This is a genomic window from Burkholderia sp. BC1 (assembly GCF_052683555.1).
In genome coordinates this window covers 12,184-30,566 of record NZ_JBQYLP010000031.1, presented here as the reverse complement: position 1 = coordinate 30,566, position 18,383 = coordinate 12,184, and the positions used below count along the sequence as shown (strand labels likewise).

Here is an 18,383-nt window from a genome sequence, read left to right as displayed (position 1 = left end):
CAGCGTCGGGCCAAAGAGAAACGCCGCAAGCGCAGGCGCATTGCGGCGTGTATGGCGAGAAAACGGAATATGTTGGTGAATCGCCCGCGATCAGAACTTGGGGGGTTCCTTCGGCGGCGTGTACGGGGTGTTGCCATCGCCGTAGAACCGCTTGCGCGTGGCCTCGGCAACTCGGTTGCACAGCACGTCGCCCAGCCTGGCGCGATCCGTCTTGCACTGCTCGCGCAGTTCCTTCAACCGTGCCGGGTCGGCGGCCAGTTCTTCCACGGTCGGCACGTCGGCCTGCTTGGGCATCTCCGATTGACCGCAGGCGGTTAATGCCACGGCCAGCAGGAACGGAATGGAGTTCTTCATCATGCGGGTTCCTCCAGGGAGTCGGCATCAAGGCCCGGCATGGGCCTGCTGCCTTCAGGAGATTCGATGGCCTGCACACGGTCAATGAAGCGGGCGAGCATTTCCGAAGGCTCACCTTCCGGGCGCAGCAGGTAGGTCGTCAGCAACGGTGCGCGGCCCGCCAGTGGCCGCGCCACTACGCCAGGTTCCTGGCTTGCCAGTATGTGCGCGTAGCCCGTCAGCCCCAGGGCGATGCCTGCGGACACCAGCGCCATCATCAGTTCGCAGGACACCACCCGTTCGGCCACCAGAGGTTCCATATCCACGCGGCGCAGGACACGATCAACCTGCCGTGCGTGGCCTTCGCATGCCTGCGGATCGCAGAGCACCAGCGGATAGCGCAGCAGTTCTTCCAAGGGAATGCGTTTGTGTGCCAGCAGGGGATGCCGCGCCGGAACGGCCACCATCAACGGATCACTCCATACGGATTCGGCAATGAGGCCATCGCCGACCTCATCGGCGCGGGCAAAGCCCACGTCGTACAGGTCGCCATGCAGTCCTTTGATCTGTTGGGACAGAGGTACTTCGAAGAAGCGGATTTCGACCTCGGGCTCTTCCTGGCGGCAGAGCGCCAGCAAGGCTGGCAACCGCGCCGGTGTGATGCCATCGGACAGGGCGATGCGTAATTGACTGTGAAAGCCGTTGGCTGCGGCCTTCACGCTGTCACGGGCCTGTTGCAAGGCAGAGAAGACGCGCGGGACATGCTCAAAGAACAGCTTTCCCGCACGAGTCAGCCGCGTGCTGCGAGTCGTCCGAACAAAAAGCTTGACGCCCAGATCCTCTTCCAACTCCTTAATCGCCCTCGAAAGAGGCGACTGCTCAATATGCAGCCGCTCAGCCGCACGAGCGAAATGAAGCTCTGAGGCTACCGCGAGGAAGCAGCGCAGATGGCGAAGTTCCAAGGGCTATCTCCTTTTGTGATCGCATCCTTCGACCATCTGAACGCTTTGGCCATGATCGACATCGTTTTGCGTTAGCCATGAGAGGGGCGTTCTAGGAATGCGAATGAATGACCTCACCTGGGCGAACGTCCTGCACGGGACCGCCCCATTTCTGCATACGCCCCACGCTGCCAGATAGAATCGTCGCTGCCCACGTTTGCTCACCAGAACGGTCAGCGCATAGCCTCTGTGCCTGCAATTCGGCAGGACGCAGGGAACACCGGAGTTCATACCTTGCTGCGCCGCAGGCGCAGCGCGTTGCCGACCACCGAGGTCGAGCTCAGGCTCATCGCCAGCGCGGCGATCAGCGGCGACAGCAGCCAGCCGGTGAATGGGTACAGCACTCCGGCCGCGACCGGGATGCCCAGGCCGTTGTAGAGGAAGGCGAACACCAGGTTCTCCTTCATGTTGCGCACCGTCCCTACCGACAGCCCGCGCGCGGTGGCGATGCCGCGCAGGTCGCCCTTGACCAAGGTAATCTGCGCACTGTTCATCGCCACGTCGGTGCCGGTGCCCATGGCGATGCCGACGTCGGCCTTGGCGAGCGCCGGCGCATCGTTGATGCCGTCGCCGGCCATGGCGACCACCCGGCCTTCCTTCTGAAGGCGCTCGATCAGCGTCAGCTTGTCGGCGGGCTTCACTTCGCCGTGGACCTCGTCGATGCCCAGGCGGGCACCCACCGACTTCGCGGTGGTCAGGCCGTCGCCGGTTGCCATGATGACCCGCAGGCCGGCCGCCTTGAGCGCCGCCAGCGCCTCGGGCGTGCTCGCCTTCACCGGATCGGAGACGGCCAGCAGGCCGGCCAGGCGTCCGCCCACCGCCAGGTACATCACGCTGGCCCCTTCACTGCGCAGGGATTCGGCCTGCTGCATGAGCGGACCGACGGCGACACCGACCTGCTCCATGAGGACCGTATTGCCCAGCGCGAGGGGCTGCCCTTCCACCTGTCCGCGCACCCCGATGCCGGAACCGGACTCGAAGTTCTCCGGCTTGCTCAGCGCCAGGCCCTGTGTGCGCGCGGCCTGAACGATGGCGTCGGCCAGCGGGTGCTCGCTGCCCTGGTCCAGGCTGGCCGCCAGGCGCAGCACCTCTTCGGAGGTGAAGCCCTCGGCCGGGACCACGCGGTCGAAGGCGGGACGGCCTTCGGTCAGCGTTCCGGTCTTGTCGATGACCAGGGTATCGACCCGGCGCAGGTTCTCGATCGCGGCGGCGTCGCGGAACAGCACGCCCTGGGTCGCACCGCGCCCGGTGGCGACCATGATCGACATGGGCGTGGCCAGCCCCAGCGCGCAGGGGCAGGCGATGATCAGCACCGACACGGCGTTGATCAGGCCAAACACCCAGGACGGCTGCGGGCCGAAGAAGCCCCAGATGAAGAAGGTCGCGATGGCGATGGCGACGACCACCATCACGAAGTAACCGGCGACCACATCGGCCATGCGCTGCATGGGCGCCTTGGAGCGCTGGGCCTGGGCCACCATCTGCACGATCTGCGAGAGCACGGTCTCTGAGCCGATGCGCTCGGAGCGGATTACCAGCGCGCCATTGGTGTTGAGGGTGGCGCCGATGACCTTGTCGCCCTCGCGCTTGCTCACCGGTAGCGGTTCGCCGGTCAGCATGGATTCGTCCACGGAGCTTGCACCCTCGACCACCACGCCATCGGCCGGCACTTTCTCGCCGGGCCGCACGCGCAGGAGATCGCCGACGTGCACATGGGTCAGCGGCACGTCTTCCTCGCTGCCATCGGCGCCGATGCGGCGCGCGGTCTTGGGCGCGAGGCCGAGCAGCGACTTGATCGCCGCGGAGGTCTGCGAGCGCGCCTTGAGTTCCAATACCTGCCCGAGCAGGGTCAGCGAGATGATGACCGCCGCGGCCTCGAAGTACACACCAACTCGGCCCATCGAGATGAACGACGCCGGAAATATCTCCGGCGCCGTGGTGGCAACGACGCTATAGACGAAGGCCGCGCCCGTACCCAGGCCGATCAGTGTCCACATGTTGGGGCTGCGGTGGACCACGGACTGCCAGCCGCGCGAGAAGAACGGCCAGCCGGCCCACAGCACGATCGGCAGCGCCAGCACCAGTTCCAGCCAGCTCTGCGTAGCCATGTCCATCAGATGCAGGCGCTCGCCGAACATCGCCAGCGCCAGCACCACCAGGGTCAGCGGCAGCGTCCACCAGAAGCGGCGGGAGAAATCGCGCAGCTCAGGGTTGTCGTCGTCCAGGTCCGGCAGCAGCGGTTCCAGGGTCATGCCGCAGATCGGGCAATTGCCGGGATGGTCCTGGCGGATCTGCGGGTGCATCGGGCAGGTGTAGATGGTGCCCGGCGCCGCAGGCTTCGGGGACTGCGCCGGGTCCGCTGCTGCTGGGACGGCTTGCGGCGCTTGGGCATGCCCATGGCCGTGCCCACGCTCATGTCCGTGGTGGTGATGGCCCGCCGCGCTGCCGCTGGCACCGGAGGCTTCGGGGGGCGTCTGCCCCGCCGGGACGGGCTGAAGCGTCATGCCGCATTTCGGGCAGGCGCCAAGATGATCTTGCCGGACCTCGGGGTGCATCGGGCAGGTGTAGACCACGCCCGCCGGGGTTGCGCCGGGCCAATCCTTCGCTGCGGGTTCACCTGCGCGGCCGCCGTGGCCATGCGTTTCAAGAGCCGTGTTGCCCAGCGGCAGCGCCCCCTGTGCGGGAGTATCTCGTGCGGGTGTTTTCTCTGGGGGCTGGCTCATGACGGTTTCTCCGAGTTTTCTTGAATGGGTCTATCAGCTTCGACCAGATGGCAGGAACGGCGTTCTCGTACCACCCGGCAAGTGCCGGGCGGGTTAGCCGCAGCAGCAGCCGCGGCCGGCCCCAGGCGCTTTGCTGGCAGCGGCTCCACTGGCCTGTGCCGGGTAGCCGGCCTGCTTCAGTGCCGACACCAGCGGATCGATGCCTTCGGCAAGATCGCCATGGACGCGAACGCGGCCTGCGCTCAGGTCAACCTCCACCTCTCGCACGCCCGGCAAGGGCTTGAGCGCTTCAGTGACGTGTTTGACGCAGCCGCCGCAGGACATGCCCTGGACGTCAAGATCGATGGTAGTCATGGTCATGGTTCTCCGTGGGTTGGCGCCGATGGTTCGGCGCATCAGGTCGCGGCAGACCGCCGCCAGTGGGGAAAGAATCGCGGCGTGGCTTGCGCGTAGCGCTCGAACTCTGTCCCGAATCGAGTCCGCATCTCGGCTTCCTCGTTCACCGCTAGGCGGCCGTACATGACCAGCAGGATCGGGAACATCAGCAGCGTGAGCAGCGTCGGCCATTGCAGCAGGAAGCCCAGCAGGATCAGCACGAACGCCACGTACTGGGGGTGGCGGATACGGGCATAGGGGCCTGCCGTGGCCAGGGTGCCCCGGCGCTGCGCGTGATAGAGCACCTGCCAGGATTTGGACAGCAGGTAGAAGCCGTAGGCGAGCAACACGTAGCTGGCGATGTGCAGCACGCCGAAATGCGGATCGCCTTTCTCACCCAGCAAGGTCCACCACAGGTGGCCGGCGTCGTGAGTGAGCAGGTCCAGGCCCGGATAACGGGTCTGCAGCCAGCCCGAGAGCAGGTAAATGGTCAGCGGGAACCCGTACATCTCGACGAACAGCGCGACGATGAAAGCGGCAAACGCGCCGAAGGTTCGCCAGTCGCGCGCCGTTGCCGGCTTGAAGAAGCTAAAGGCGAACAGGATGAAGATGGCCGAGTTGAAGAACACCAGCAGCCACAGGCCATAAGCGGGTTGATCGTGGCTCATGGCTGATCTCCGCGCTGGTCGCGCACGTTGACCTTGGGGCCGGCACCCGGATTCGGTGCTTGGGTCGGCGTCGTATCAGACGGCGTGTGGGAGGAAGGGTCGTGCCCGCCGTGGCCATGGCCGTGGTGCATGAAGAGGTGCATCAACGGGCACGCCGCGAGCAGCAGGAAAGGCAGGAACCCGACCATGTGGGCGGTGTGTTCCTTGAGTAGGAAGTAACCCGCGATCGCGCCGAGAACGAGCAGGCCGATCCCGTACCGGGAGCGCCAGAAACGTGGGGGCGATTCGTTGTGACCGTGATGCTCGTTCATGATGAACCTTCCTTCAAAAGGTCGGCGCATCGGGCGCCGACCATGCCTGTCGAAATCAGTAGGGTCTCGTGTTGCCGGGTGGACTCAAGGTGCCCAGCCAGGCCACTGCCAGCAGGATCAGCATCATGGCCGTCGTCTCGATCGCCAGGCTGTTGCACAGGGCACGCTTGGCGCGTGCGATGTCGATGGAGCTGCGTGCCCGCTCCAGCAGCGGCCCCAGCCGAAAGCGATTCGCCGCGGCCAGCGCGAGCATGGCGCCGAACAGGCCCAGCTTCACCAGCAGCAAGACCCCGTAAGGGCTAGATGCCATGCCCTCAAGACTCGGGCCGACGATGAGCAGATAGTTGACGATGCCGGTGACGATCAGCACCGCGACGATGAGCGTGCCAGCCGACGAAAACCCGGTTACCGCCTGGCGCAGGAGCAGCAGATGCTGGTAGGCGTCGTCGCGGCCCTGGCCCTGGACCGGGCGCAGCAGCAACAGCAGAAACGCGGCCAGCGCCCCCAGCCAGGCGCCAGCACCGAGCAGGTGCAAGGTGTCGGCCGCCAGATGGATGCCGCCGCGTGTGCCGGTATCCATCGCCCCATGTCCCGACCAGACCAGCGTGGACAGACCGACCGCGGCGAACAAGGAAGCGAGCACCAGGCTCGCCGTGGGCACCCGTCTGTAGAACCCGGCGCAAAGCAGGATGCCCACAAGCGCTGCGATCTTGACCACCCACGCGATGCCGACGTTGGTGCCGGTGATGATCATGCCGAACACATGGCGTTGAAGCTCCCCGATCTCAGTCACACCGCTCATGGTCACCGCCAGCATCAGCATGCCGGCGCCCGACACCAGCAGACCCACGCCCGCGAGCCAGGACAGCAGCCTTCGATAACCGAAGGCTGCATGGGCGTCGGCTGCGCTGCCCTTCACGCCGTACAGGCCGAACAGCGGCAGCCCGAACAGCAGCATCAGGTCAGCGTAGCTGGCGAAGCGGACAACGATGTTGCCCCAACCCTCCATGGCTCACTTCACCTTGAAGGAGAAGTTGCCCGTTATGGGATGGGTATCGGCCGACACGGCGCGCCACTCCACGCGATAGTCCCCCGTCATCAGGGGCTTGGCGGGGGTGATCACCATGGTCTTGCCGTCTTCGCCGCTGGATACCTTGACCTCCATCGGCATGGCATGAGACATGCTTGACATGCCCGGCATGCCGGTCATGACCAGCTTGGCACCGGAGAACTGGGTGGTCAGCGTTTCGGAGAAGTGCAGCTCGATCTTCGCCGGAGCCGCCACTTCGGCGTTCGCTTGCGGATCGGAAGTTAGCAGTTTGGGATGGGCCTGCGCGGCGGCACTGAACAGCACGAGGCTGGTGGCAGCGAAAACGGGGAAGAGAAGTTTGCGGATCGAGAGCATGGTCATTCCTCTGCTAGTTGGTCGGTGGTCGAAAAACGGTGGTCTGTTCGGACGATGATCGGTAAGGCGGTCCCGGTCCCGATCCTTAGAACCAGAAGCGCACGCCCGCAACCCAGCGGGTTTCCTGCGCGCGCTCGCCCGAAGCGCGCACGAAATCGGCGGTCTTGCCGAAGCTGCCGCTGCGCTCGACGCCGATGTAGGGCGCGAACTGCCGGCTGAACTCGTAGCGCAGGCGCAGTCCGACCGTGGCGTTCGACAGGCCGCTGCCAATGTCACGCTCCGGGTCGCTCTTGCCGTAGAACTGCGCCTCGGCACGCGGCTGCAGGATGAGCTTCTGGGTCAGCAGCAGGTCATAGCTCGCGGCCAGCCGCAATGCGGTCCTGCCGCCGTTGCCGACGTAGCCCGTCGCTTCGACATCGAACCAGTACGGTGCCAGCCCCTGGACGCCGAAGGCCAGCCACCCACGGTCGGGGCCGGTGCCCGTGTCGTAGCGCAGGCCCAACTGGGTGTCCCAGTACGGCGTGATGGCGTGGCCCCACAGCAATTCGGTGCGGGCGTCCTGGAGCTTGCCGCCGGCCACCTCGCCCTCGGCCTTGAGGACCGCCTTGTCGAAGTCGCGGCCGAACCAGCCTTGCAGGTCGTAGGCGGTGGCGTTGCCGCCATGGTTCGCATAGGAGCGTTCCAGCCGATCGACCAGCAGCGCACCAAAGGTATGCTCGTCGGCCAGGCTCAGGGCGGGCACGCCAGGTACGGCATAGGCGCCCGCGCCGCGGACCAGGCCCTCGGAATAGGCGTTGGGGTCGCGCGCGTCGGCGGGCGCGGAACCGCCTTGCATCTGCATGTCCATGCCGCCATGGTCCATGGGCGGCGTGGAGGCTGGCGTGGCAGGCGATGCGGAAGGTGCCGTAGCAGGCGCAGGAGCTGTGGGCACCCCATGGCTGGCATGTGGATCGGTCTGGGCGGCGCCCGGCGACGGCGATGATGCGGGCGGCGCGGCCGCCGCGCCATGATGCGCCGAATGGTCGTCTGCCTGGCCCGCCTGTGACTGGGCCAGCACGGGGTTCGCGATCGTGGCAACCAGTGCCAGGGTCAATGCGTGGAGGTGTGTTGTTTTCATTGTTCGTGCACTCTCTTCAAGCGGCGCTCAAGACACCACGACCTCGCGGAACATGCCCGCATCCATGTGAAGCATCAGGTGGCAGTGCCAGGCCCAGCGTCCCAGCGCATCGGCGGTGACCAGGAAGCTCAGGCGCTGCGCCGGCTGCACGGGCAAGGTGTGGCGCCGTGCCAGGAAGCGCCCGTCGGGGCTCTCCAGTTCGCTCCACATCCCGTGCAGGTGCATCGGGTGCGTCATCATCGTGTCGTTGTGCAAGATGACGCGCAGCCGCTCGCCGTGGCGGAAATGCACCGGCTTGGACTTGCTGAATTCGAGCCCGTCGATGGACCAGGTGTAGCGCTCCATGTTGCCGGTGAGGTGCAGCTCGACCTCGCGGCCGGGGCCGCGCGGGTCCATGGGGCCGCCGGGCGTGTGCAGGTCGGCCAGGGTCAGCACGCGCCGGCCGTTGTTGCGCAATCCGATGCCCGGGTCGTCCAGCGCGGTGCGCGGCATGTCCACGCGCATGTCCGTCCCTGGCCCGTACTCCGTTCGGGCGTGCCGCACGGTGGTGCTGGGCACGGCCAGAGGATTGGTGCTGTCCATGCCCTGCATCTGGCCGGAATCCATGCCGGTCATGCCGCTCATCCCCGTCATTCCCTGCATGGAACCGTGATCCATGCCGGCCATGGCGCCGTGATCCATCCCGGCCATGGCGCCGTGATCCATCCCGGCCATGGAGCCGTGGTCCATCCCGGCCATGCCGGACATACCCGCCATGCCTGCCATGTCGCCATGGTCCATCGCGCCCATCATGTCCGCCATCGACAGCCACGGGGCCGCGTCCATCGGCGGCACGGGCGCGCTAAGCCCGGCGCGTACCGCCAGCGTGCCTCGGGCATAGCCCGTGCGATCCATGGATTGCGCGAAGATCGTGTAAGCGTCGTCGTGTGGCTCGACCAGCACGTCGCAGGTCTCGCCCGGACCGAAGCGGAACTCGTCCACCGTGACCGGCTCGACGTCCACGCCATCGACATGCACGACCTTCAGTTTCAGGCCCGGAATGCGCACGTCGTAGAAGGTGTTGCCGGCCCCGTTGATGAAGCGCAGGCGCACGCGCTCGCCGGGACGGAACAGGCCGGTCCAGTTGCCGGCGGGCGTGGTGCCGTTGGCCAGATAGGTCAAGGTCTGCGCCGAGAGATCCGAGAGGTCCGTCGGGCTCATGCGCATCTGGTTCCACATCTTGCGCTTGTCCAGCGCGACCGAGACGCCCTCGCGTGAGGCATCGCGGAAGAAGTCCACCGCCGTCGGCTGGTGGTAGTTGTAGTAGTCGCCCTGGGTCTTGAGCTTCATGAAGACACGCATGGGGTCTTCATCGGTCCAGTCCGTCAGAAGCACGACGTGGTCGCGCTCGGCGCGGATGGTTTCAGGGCCGGCGGGGTCGATGATGATCGCCCCGTACATGCCCGTTTGTTCCTGGAAGCCGGAATGCGAGTGGTACCAGTAGGTGCCGCTCTGGCTGACCTTGAAGCGGTAGGTGAAGGTTTCCCCCGGCGCGATACCGCCGAAGCTGATGCCCGGCACGCCGTCCATCTGGTAGGGCAGGATGATGCCGTGCCAATGGATGGAGGTGGACTCGCGCAGCCGGTTGGTGACGCGGATTGTGACCGTGTCCCCTTCGCGCCAGCGCAGCGTGGGCGCGGGCAGCGAGCCGTTGATCGTGGTAGCCATGCCCGGCTGGCCGGTGAAGTTCACGGGGGACTCGGCGATCACCAGGTCGAACTCCGTGCCGCGCAGCACCGGAGCGGTGCCGCTGGCGGCCCGCGCCTGCTGGGCCGCGGCCTTCAAGGCGGGCGTGGACAAGCCGAGCAGGACGCCGCCCGCCGCCAATCCCTGCACGAATCGCCGCCGTGACAGGATCAGGGGCCGTGGAGCATGGGGGGGATAGCGCGTCATGACGAAAAACTCTCCATAAACAGACATCGAAGGGCACGCGCGAGGTCCTTGAATGGGAGCGCGCTTTTACGCCGTTGATGACCATGCTAGAGAGGCGCCACTTTCTCTCGCATGACCCATTCATTACATTCATGTAATGATTGCGTCATGTTGGTGGAAGATTCACCCGAGTACATTGATTCAGAAGTCAGTCGTGCAGGGTGAGCAAGCAGCTGCGCGAGCGTTCATGGCGTGAGCCAGGGAAAAGCGATGAAACTGTTGGTGATCGAGGACGAGAACAAGACAGCGGACTACGTGCGCCAGGGCCTCATGGAAGCGGGGTTCGTGGTGGACCTGGCACGCAATGGCCTGGACGGCCATCACCAGGCCATGAGCGAGACCTACGATCTGGTCATCCTCGACGTCATGCTGCCGGACGTGGATGGCTGGCGCATCGTCCAATCGCTGCGCGAGGCGGGCAAGCAGGTCCCGGTGCTGTTCCTGACCGCGCGCGGCGGCGTGGATGACCGCGTGAAGGGCCTGGAACTGGGCGCCGACGACTACCTGGTCAAGCCTTTCGCGTTCTCCGAGTTGCTCGCGCGCGTGCGCACGCTGCTGCGCCGCGGCAGCGCGCCCAACCACCCCGACCGCATCCAGATCGCCGATCTGCTGCTCGACCTGCCGCGGCGGCGCGCGACCCGGGCAGGACAGCGCATCAACCTAACCAGCAAGGAGTTCGCCTTGCTCGAACTGCTGGCGCGGCGCCAGGGCGAGGTGTTGCCGCGCTCATTGATCGCCTCGCAGGTCTGGGACATGAATTTCGACAGCGACAGCAACGTGATCGACGTTGCCATTCGCCGGCTGCGCGCGAAGATCGACGATGCCTTCGATCCCAAGCTCATCCATACGGTACGGGGCATGGGCTATACGCTGGATGCCCCGGATGCCGACTAAGGCCCTGCGCATCCGTCGCCCGGCATCGCTCGCGCTGCGGGTCACGGCCCTGGTCGGCATTGCGACGACGCTGGTGTTCCTGGCCTTCAGTTGGCTCATCGTCCGCTCGCTGGAGCACCACTTCGCCGAGCAGGATGCCGGGGAACTCCGGGCTGTGGCCGATGCCGTCGTCAAGCCGCTGCGCGACCCAGGTACGAGCACCGACGATGCGCTGCTGCGCCGCCGGCTCGCCGGCGCAGTCACGGGCCATCACGGGGTGTTCTATTACGTCGCCGACGCCGCAGGAACCACGGTATATGCGGGCGAAGGCCCCGCACTGTCGTCCCTCGTCGCAAGCAAACGTCCCGCCGAGGCGATCAATGCCCGCGAGCTGGCGAGCTGGCAGGAGCAAGGGAAGTCCTATCGTGGCGCGGTGCTTCGCGTGCAGGGCGACCCAAGCCGGAACATACGCCCCTATACCGTCGCCGTTGCGATGGACATCGATTTCCATCTCGCGTTTCTCGAAGACTTCAAGCGCATGCTGTGGTTGGCCACATGCGTTGTGCTGTGCATTGCGCTGCTGGTCGCCTGGCTGGCCGTCCAATGGGGGCACCGGCCCATTCGCAAGGTCAATGCCCGGATTCGCGCGATCCGCTCATCGCAATTGAACGTGCGTTTGAATCCCCGGGAAGTACCGCTCGAACTGGAGGAGCTTGTCGCCTCGTTCAACGACATGCTCGCGCGCATCGAGGACGGCTTCGTGCAGTTGGCGAATTTTTCAGCCGACATCGCGCACGAGCTGCGCACCCCAGTCACCAACCTGACCACGCAGACGGAGGTGGCCCTCGGTCAGTCCCGTTCCGCCGAAGAGTATCGGGAAGTGCTGTATTCCAACCTGGAGGAGTTCGGGCGCATGAGCCGGATGATCGGGGACATGCTGTTTCTCGCGCAGACGGAGAACGATCCGCACAATCTCCATCGGGTGGAGATGGACCTGGGCGATACGATCAAGGGGCTCTTCGACTACTTCGAGGCTTTCGCGGAGGATTGCAATGTGACCCTTTGTTTGCAGGGGCGGATCAAGCCAATAAGGGCCGATCGGGAGATGCTGCGGCGTGCCTTGAGCAACCTGCTATCCAATGCCATCCGCCACACCCCGCGCGGCGCTGCCGTCACAGTGCGGCTGGGTCAGGATCAAGGACGCACCACTGTGAGCGTCGAGAATCCCGGCAGCAAGATCGCTGATGAGGATCTGCCCAGGCTGTTCGATCGCTTCTACCGTGTCGATCCGTCGCGGCAACGCAAGGGAGAAGGCGCTGGGTTGGGACTCGCCATCGTCAAGTCGATCGTCGAGGCACATGGCGGTGATGTGCATGTGGCATCGGATGACACGGTAACGCGGTTCGATATTCTCCTGCCGCCAAACGACTGACGCACTGGCTTATGGGCGAGTGTCGGACCAAGGCCGCCCAGAAAACTCAGCATCCCGAGACCGGCGGCGCCGATGTCCGGTTCCGAGACGCATAGGCCATGGCATAGGTCAGCTCACCCGCCGTTTCGGCATGGAGGTGCAGCCATCAAGGCCACGAGTGGACCCGATTGGAGGAAGTTGAGGTAAGCATCCCTCATGTAGCAAGAGACGACTATAAAAGCGGAATGTGTAACCGACCGGCTGGCTCTCTTAGATTGCTGATGAAACCGTTAGATGGAATGGCCGCGCTGTCGCCCAATCTCCCAAGACACACCGCCGCCGCGCACTGTGGCGGCAAGCTGCTGCCCCAGCCGCTGCTCGATCACTGGGTGCCACGGCGCCAAGCTGAATCCCATGCCGTCATCGAGCATCGCATAGCGCCCACTGGCGAGCATGACCGAGCGCCGGTAGATGCCAGCCACGCGCTGCCCGTCCGCCACCGGGCGATGCGCCAGGCCGGTGTCGGCGGCTATGTCCTTGGCGGCCTCCGCCAGTTCCCGGTTGCGCAGCGTTCCCAGCAGGTCGCGGGCGAGGATCACACGCTGCCCGCGCCGCTCGGCCAGGCCCTGCTCTTCAAGAAAGTCGGCGCGCTGCTGCAAGGCTTCCTTGGCCTCGCCGCCGAAGCCCAGGTCGCCCAGCCCCTTGCCGCCGCCGATCAACTGTTGGTCTAGCCAAGTTGCGCCGATCACGCGGGCCTGCCGCTCGATGGGTAAGTGCGATTTCAGCTCCACCGCCACGCCACCCAGCCGTTGTGCGTCGTACTGGCGGCCACGTTCGGCCAGGTCGTCTGGCACCTTCCATAGTCCCTCGGCCACGCGCTCCACGATGCCAGCTCGGCGCAGGGCTTCCAGCCGGCGGACGTGAGCGGCAACAACCTCCTGCGGATCGCGCCCGGGCTTGGCCCGGCCCTGCTCGATTGCCAAGTGATGATCGGTACGGTACAGGCCATCGCTCGCCAGCGCGGCAATGTTCTTGTCGGCCGCCCGCACCTCGGCAGAACCGCGCGCCTCCACGACCGCGCCGGTGGGATATTTCGCCAGCTCGTCGCGGGCGTTCAACGCGACGTAGTGGGCCTTGCCGTCCACCCCGTCGATAACCAGATAACCGCGGTCATGCAGCTCGTCGGTCAGCCCCTTCGCGGCCACGCGACCGATGACGGTACGGCCATCCTCGCCCGGCTCAAACACCGCCAGCTCGCGCGGCTGGCCGCTCATCGCCCGCTGCATGGTGCGGATGATGTCGCCACGCTCGCCCAGGGCGCGCAAGGTCTTCTCCGCGTCCGCATGGACGGCCCAGGTGCCGGGCTGCGTCTCGTCGGCCAAACCCAGGCGCTGCAAGCGTTGCAGGCGGCCGATCAGCAGCAGGCGCTGGCGTCGCAGCCGGGGTTCGTTGAAGCGTTCGATCTGCACCCGGCCATCGTCGTCAGCCTCGCGTTGCAGCGTGCGGTCGAGGCTTGTCCACCGCTCCTGCTTCACCTCGCGCTGCATGGTCTGCTGGATATCCAGTTCGGTGCGCGGTCCCAGCCATTCGGTCGCCAGTTCGGCAGCCCGATGGCGGAAGCCGTGGGCGATATAGTCGCCCGCGATGATGAGGTCTTTGCCGGTGTCGTCGCGTCCGCGCACGATCAGGTGCGTGTGTGGGTTATCGGTGTTCCAGTGATCGACCGCCACCCAGTCCAGCCGCGTCCCTAGGTCGGCTTCCATCCGGTTCACCAGATGCCGGGTATAGGTGCGCAGGTCATCCAGCTCGGCCCCGTCCTCCGGGGAAACGATGAAGCGGAAATAGTGCCGGTCGTCGGCGCTGCGCTCCTTGAAGGCGTCGAGGTCGGCTTCGTCGGTCTGCGGCCCATAGGCCCGGCCCAGTTCTCTATCGCGGCCCACTCCGTCGCGCTCGATGTAGCGCAGATGCTTGGCGAGCGACTGCGGGCTGGCGTTGCGTTGATTGACCAACAGGGTCTTGATCGTCACGCGCCGCGACAGGGGCGTCAGCTTCGCCCCGGCGAAGCGTGCCGCCGTGTGGCCGCGCCCAAGCCGTGAGCCGGGCCGCTGGCCTGCGCCGCTGCCATTGCCACTGCCACTGCCTGCGGAATGGCGCATCGAGGACTTGCCGCCACTGGCCTTGCCGGCCTGCTTGAGCACCTTGGAAACGAAGCTCTGCCCCTGGCCCTTGCCTCGGCTCTTGGGGGCGCTGGTGCGCACGCGGAAATCGTCGTCGCCGCGGTCGGTCATGGCTGCGCCCCCCGCAAGCTACGGCGTGTCCTGTCGTACGAAGCACGCGGACATGCCTGCATTGGCGCGGGCCTCGCGCCCCACGCGGCACGGCGGCGAAGCCGCTGCGTGCCGCGCCACCCCCACGTGCAGACTGGCTTTCGACGCGGCCCGGTGCCGCGTCCTTTTGTCTTGCCTTCCGCCTTTGCCCTTCGCTGTCGCTCCGGGCGTCGGCGGCCCGGCGGCGCTGCGCTGCTTGCAGCCAGCGCGCCGGCTAACGCGGAAATGGCCGCAGGCCGGGCGCGTTCGAGGCAAGACGCCTGCACGTGGGACGGCTGCGCCGGATGTTGCGCGAAGCGCTGCTCGGATGCGCCCGCGCAGCACGCGCGACGACACGGCGGCAGCAGCCGGAACGGCATGCCCGATGGCACGATGAGATGCACGGCAACGTGCTGCGAATCGGCGGCCATCATGGGCGTGTCTCCAGCCAGACCGGATGCGCGACGCCGATCACGTCGGATGCGCTGACCGGGCCGAAATAGCGGCTGTCGAACGATGCCGGATTGGTCACGCTCAACAGGAACAGTTCGCCCTCGGCCAGCGGACGGCAATGCGGCCAGGATGGCAGCGGCCGGCCCAGCCGGTCGGCAGGCAGCGCGGCGGCCGCAGGCACGCCGTCGATGCGTACCTGCCCGGCGACGATGCAAACGTGTTGCGGCGCGACCGCGCCCACACGTTTGAGTAGCGGCACGCGGGTCGGCAGGTAGCCGCGCTGCGCAGCCAGCATGGCGGCCCTGTCGGGCAGCGGCACCAGCACGATGCTGTCCACGGACAGCGGACGTGGCAGCGAGGCGGTGCGCGGGTCGAACGGTTCGATGCGATACCAACCGACCGCCACGCTGTCGGACGGGTTGTAGGTCAGACGCGGCAGCGGCGACACGAAAGCTGCCCAGACCAGTGCAGCGAAGCCGACAGCGGCGAAGCCGGCCAGCGCGAGGCGAGCGCGTCGGCGCGAGCGAGAATGCGGCACGGCTTCGTGCGTGCATGTGGTGTTGGATTGGGTCGTCATGGCAGCGCCCTCCCGGCCAGCCAGGCGGCGTGCCGCTCGGCGGTGTATTCGGGCAGCGGCAGGCGGGCCGCCAGACGGTTGCCCAGCGTGCGCCAGTACGCGGGCGACACGTCGATGGCGGTGATGCCCTGCGCGTCGATACCGTCGATGCGTTCCAGCACGGCACGCACCGCGTTCTCGCCTTCGGCGTGCAGCAGCAGGCGTGCGCCGGGCCGCACGCCGGGAATGCGCTGCATGTCGTCCAACGGCGTGGCGGCTTGCATCACCATGAGCTGCCAGCGAATCGTGCCGTAGTCGTTTGCTTCCCAGCGCACGCGGCAGAACATTGCACGCGGCAGGAACACCGCGCAGCGCCGCCAGCGGTCGAGCCGCAGCGTGCGCGCCGGTTCGCCGAAACGCAGGTAGAGCTTGAAGCGCGGTTCGATGTGGGCGAGCGATACGCGAGTCAGCGGCACGCTGCCAGCCTGGCCGGCGAGCGTCGAAAGCGAAGGCGGCGGCGCAGCAGCCGGTGCAGCCGTCGCCGCCTGAGCGGCAGGCAAGGCGGATGCGTTCATGGCAGGTTCTCCGTGCGGTTGTCGGGGAACTCTCGTTCCAGCAGGCCGCGCAGCAGTTCGGCCACGGTCACGCCCTGGCCGAAAGCGGCGATCTTGATGCGAGCGCGAAGCGCCGGCGTCACGTCGAGGGTCAAGCGTGCGGTGTAGAGGTCGCCCTTGTTGAGCGCATCGGCATCGCCCTGGCGAATCCACGCCTCGGCGTGCGGATTCGCGGGCGGACGTGCGCCGATGCCGACGCGCTTGCTACGAGGGCTGCTCATGCCGGCCACCGCAGCAGTTCATCGGCGAGCGCGGCGATCTCACGTGCGGCGGCGCTGTCGGGCGCCGTCTCGCGGGCGAGCCGGCCAGCGGCCACGCTGTCGGCGAAGACGATGCGCTGGCGCACTTCGCTGCGCAGCGCCTGCACCGGCTGTTCGGCCAGCGATTGCCGTGCTTCTCTGCCGATGATGGTGGTGCTGACGCGCCGATTGATGACGAAGGCCGCGCGCAGCGCAGGCCGGAACACCTGTGCCTCGCGGATCAGCGCCACCATCTCGGCGCTGGCCCACAGGTCATACGGGCTGGGCTGCACGGGAATCAGCACGCGCTCGGCTGCCAGCAGTGCGGAACGCGCCAACGCGGCGATGCGCGGCGGGCCGTCGATGATGACGTGATCGGCGCGGCGGGCCAGCTCCGGCGCTTCCTGATGCAGCGTTTCGCGGGCGAGGCCCACGGCGCTGAACAGCCGTGGCAAGCCCTGCTGGCTTCTGCGCTGCGTCCAGTCGAGCGATGAACCCTGCGGGTCGGCGTCCAGCAGGATGACGTGCAGGCCGCGCATCGCCAGCTCGCCGGCGATGTGGGTGGCGAGCGTGGTCTTGCCGACGCCGCCTTTCTGGTTGAGAAACGCGACGATCATGGCGCGGCCCTCCCTGCTGGAAAGCCGGCCTGGCCGTGCCGTTTTGTGGTTGTCCACCGAAACGGCGCGCTTCTACTAAAAGTTAGAGATTTATAGTTAGGTAAGTTAGAGGGGATGCAAACCCGCGCCGTTACTGGCTTTGCGGCGTTTTCGTACTCCTGATAGCACGAGGGTCGTACTCCCGATAGCACGATACCCGGTACTCCTGATAGCACGAGGCCGTCCACACCTTTTCCCGCAGTTATCCCCGTGCCGTGGACGGCACGGGCCGGAAGGTCAGGAGTTCCAGCCTTTCGCCCGGCATCGGCTCGATGCCCAGGACGTAGCCGGGCAGCGACTGACGCGCGACCAGCACGCGCAGGTCGTAGGCGAAGTCCGAGAAGCGCGCCGCGCTGCCAGACTTGCGGTGCAGGTGCCGGAAGTCGAATTGCCAGCCGTGTTCCTGCCGCCCGCCGTGCTTGCGCACCAGGCGGTACAGCCAGCGCTCGATGCCGCCCTTCAAGCGGAAATAGGCCGGGTCGATGGTCAGCACCAGGGCGGCGTCGAGCACGCCGGCATAGAACCAGTCGGGCAGGATCAGCTCGATGCCCAGCGGCGTGCCGCTGGCGTCGGCCAGCGCGCGCCATTCGTTCACCCATGAAAAGCGGTGCAGGCGCCTCCCGGTGGTTTCGCGGATGGACGTTGCCACGCTGGTCGATTGCAGCCGGTCGAGAGCGGCCTTGAGGCGCTGGTAGTCGTTGAGGGACGTGCCGCGCCCGATGAAGCGCAGGATTTCGTAGGGCGTGGCGTGTATCCAGCGCGACGGGCGAATGCCTGCGTCGCGCGCCTCCACGATCTGCGAGGCCGCCCAAATCAAGACGTCGGCATCCCATATCGTGGCGATGCCGTGCTCGGCCGTCCCTTCCACGCGGATGGTGATGTTCCCGCTGCGGAAGTCGATCGGCGCCGTGCGCCGCGACTTCGCCAGCGAGAAGAACGGAAAGGCCATCAAGTCCTGGCTGTCGCGCGGCGCCATGCCGTCGCCCGGCAGCGCGCGGAACAGGTCGAGCTGTTCCCGCTGCTGTGATCGCTGCCCCGGCGGCAGCGATGGGCTGGACATGACGATGGCCACCGGCGAGCCGACGATCAGCGGCCATCACGGTAGTCGCCCGCGTGACGCTCGGCATATTCCGGGTCGGACGTGGCCTCGTAGCTGCGCTGGTCGGCCCAGGCATCGAGGTCAGCCACCGCGTACATGACGCGGCGGCCGAACTTGCGGAACTTGGGGCCGCCGCCGATCACGCGCTGCTTCTCCAGCGTGCGCGGCGACAGCCGCAAGTATTCGGCGGCTTCGTCGTTGGTCAGGTAGCGTTGGGGCTGCACGGGCGCAGCGACAGCAGGCCGCAAGGGAGCGGGTCGCATGGGATGTAC

The 18,383-nt window shown here is 66.5% G+C and carries 19 protein-coding genes; 2 read left to right on the top strand and 17 right to left on the bottom strand.

Annotation, left to right across the window (positions count from 1 at the left end; translation table 11 throughout):
• Positions 1–90: 90 nt before the first annotated feature.
• The 10 genes from ACSHSS_RS16960 to ACSHSS_RS16915 all read right to left on the bottom strand — a co-directional run bounded on the left by ACSHSS_RS16960 (position 91) and on the right by ACSHSS_RS16915 (position 9,865).
• Entirely contained in the window at positions 91–354 is a 264-nt protein-coding gene (locus ACSHSS_RS16960; protein ID WP_012467522.1) for an EexN family lipoprotein, read from the bottom strand.
• A complete protein-coding gene (locus ACSHSS_RS16955; protein WP_006414899.1) occupies positions 354–1,295 on the bottom strand; it encodes a LysR family transcriptional regulator in 942 nt (313 codons plus the stop codon). Before ACSHSS_RS16955 ends, ACSHSS_RS16960 begins: the two co-directional genes overlap by 1 nt.
• 266 nt (positions 1,296–1,561) lie before the next feature.
• The gene (locus ACSHSS_RS16950; protein ID WP_006414896.1) at positions 1,562–4,057 is read right to left on the bottom strand and encodes a copper-transporting P-type ATPase; all 2,496 of its coding nucleotides are present in this window, start codon (positions 4,055–4,057) and stop codon (positions 1,562–1,564) included.
• Positions 4,058–4,150: 93 nt separating this feature from the next.
• Positions 4,151–4,411 (bottom strand): heavy-metal-associated domain-containing protein, encoded by a 261-nt coding sequence (locus tag ACSHSS_RS16945; protein ID WP_012467523.1) that lies wholly within the window; start codon positions 4,409–4,411, stop codon positions 4,151–4,153.
• A 41-nt stretch (positions 4,412–4,452) separates the two neighbouring features.
• The gene (locus tag ACSHSS_RS16940) at positions 4,453–5,100 is read right to left on the bottom strand and encodes a methyltransferase family protein (RefSeq protein WP_006414887.1); all 648 of its coding nucleotides are present in this window, start codon (positions 5,098–5,100) and stop codon (positions 4,453–4,455) included.
• On the bottom strand, positions 5,097–5,411 hold the full coding sequence (locus tag ACSHSS_RS16935; RefSeq protein WP_006414861.1) for a DUF2933 domain-containing protein: 315 nt from the start codon (positions 5,409–5,411) through the stop codon (positions 5,097–5,099). The genes ACSHSS_RS16940 and ACSHSS_RS16935 overlap by 4 nt, the downstream gene beginning before the upstream one ends.
• Positions 5,412–5,466: 55 nt before the next feature.
• Positions 5,467–6,420 (bottom strand): copper homeostasis membrane protein CopD, encoded by a 954-nt coding sequence (copD, locus tag ACSHSS_RS16930; protein WP_006414884.1) that lies wholly within the window; start codon positions 6,418–6,420, stop codon positions 5,467–5,469.
• A 3-nt stretch (positions 6,421–6,423) separates the two neighbouring features.
• Positions 6,424–6,816: a copper homeostasis periplasmic binding protein CopC gene (gene copC, locus ACSHSS_RS16925; RefSeq protein WP_006414870.1), complete on the bottom strand. Its 393-nt coding sequence runs from the start codon at positions 6,814–6,816 to the stop codon at positions 6,424–6,426.
• Positions 6,817–6,901: 85 nt separating this feature from the next.
• Entirely contained in the window at positions 6,902–7,933 is a 1,032-nt protein-coding gene (locus ACSHSS_RS16920; protein ID WP_006414901.1) for a copper resistance protein B, read from the bottom strand.
• A 27-nt stretch (positions 7,934–7,960) separates the two neighbouring features.
• On the bottom strand, positions 7,961–9,865 hold the full coding sequence (locus tag ACSHSS_RS16915; RefSeq protein WP_043281286.1) for a copper resistance system multicopper oxidase: 1,905 nt from the start codon (positions 9,863–9,865) through the stop codon (positions 7,961–7,963).
• A gap of 249 nt (positions 9,866–10,114) precedes the next feature.
• Here ACSHSS_RS16915 and ACSHSS_RS16910 point away from each other — a divergent pair, with 249 nt between their 5' ends.
• Positions 10,115–10,798, top strand: coding sequence for a heavy metal response regulator transcription factor (locus tag ACSHSS_RS16910; protein ID WP_006414872.1), 684 nt, complete (start codon positions 10,115–10,117; stop codon positions 10,796–10,798).
• Positions 10,788–12,209 carry a Cu(+)/Ag(+) sensor histidine kinase gene (locus tag ACSHSS_RS16905; protein ID WP_006414894.1) on the top strand — a complete coding sequence of 474 codons (1,422 nt, stop codon included), beginning with the start codon at positions 10,788–10,790 and terminating at the stop codon, positions 12,207–12,209. The genes ACSHSS_RS16910 and ACSHSS_RS16905 overlap by 11 nt, the downstream gene beginning before the upstream one ends.
• Positions 12,210–12,478: 269 nt before the next feature.
• Here the strand turns inward: ACSHSS_RS16905 and ACSHSS_RS16900 are convergent, their stop codons facing one another.
• The 7 genes from ACSHSS_RS16900 to ACSHSS_RS16870 all read right to left on the bottom strand — a co-directional run bounded on the left by ACSHSS_RS16900 (position 12,479) and on the right by ACSHSS_RS16870 (position 18,374).
• Positions 12,479–14,476 (bottom strand): relaxase/mobilization nuclease domain-containing protein, encoded by a 1,998-nt coding sequence (locus ACSHSS_RS16900; RefSeq protein WP_006414864.1) that lies wholly within the window; start codon positions 14,474–14,476, stop codon positions 12,479–12,481.
• Between the two features lie 448 nt (positions 14,477–14,924).
• A complete protein-coding gene (locus tag ACSHSS_RS16895; RefSeq protein ID WP_012213891.1) occupies positions 14,925–15,524 on the bottom strand; it encodes a S26 family signal peptidase in 600 nt (199 codons plus the stop codon).
• Positions 15,521–16,078, bottom strand: coding sequence for a DUF2840 domain-containing protein (locus ACSHSS_RS16890; protein ID WP_445545245.1), 558 nt, complete (start codon positions 16,076–16,078; stop codon positions 15,521–15,523). Before ACSHSS_RS16890 ends, ACSHSS_RS16895 begins: the two co-directional genes overlap by 4 nt.
• Positions 16,075–16,338 (bottom strand): hypothetical protein, encoded by a 264-nt coding sequence (locus tag ACSHSS_RS16885; RefSeq protein WP_012213889.1) that lies wholly within the window; start codon positions 16,336–16,338, stop codon positions 16,075–16,077. Before ACSHSS_RS16885 ends, ACSHSS_RS16890 begins: the two co-directional genes overlap by 4 nt.
• Complete coding sequence (gene parA / locus ACSHSS_RS16880) at positions 16,335–16,973, bottom strand: ParA family partition ATPase (RefSeq protein ID WP_006414876.1); 639 nt, start codon at positions 16,971–16,973, stop codon at positions 16,335–16,337. Before parA ends, ACSHSS_RS16885 begins: the two co-directional genes overlap by 4 nt.
• Before the next feature lie 241 nt (positions 16,974–17,214).
• Positions 17,215–18,072, bottom strand: coding sequence for a replication initiator protein A (locus tag ACSHSS_RS16875; protein WP_445545244.1), 858 nt, complete (start codon positions 18,070–18,072; stop codon positions 17,215–17,217).
• 26 nt (positions 18,073–18,098) lie between these two features.
• Complete coding sequence (locus ACSHSS_RS16870) at positions 18,099–18,374, bottom strand: helix-turn-helix transcriptional regulator (RefSeq protein WP_006414892.1); 276 nt, start codon at positions 18,372–18,374, stop codon at positions 18,099–18,101.
• Positions 18,375–18,383: the final 9 nt, after the last annotated feature.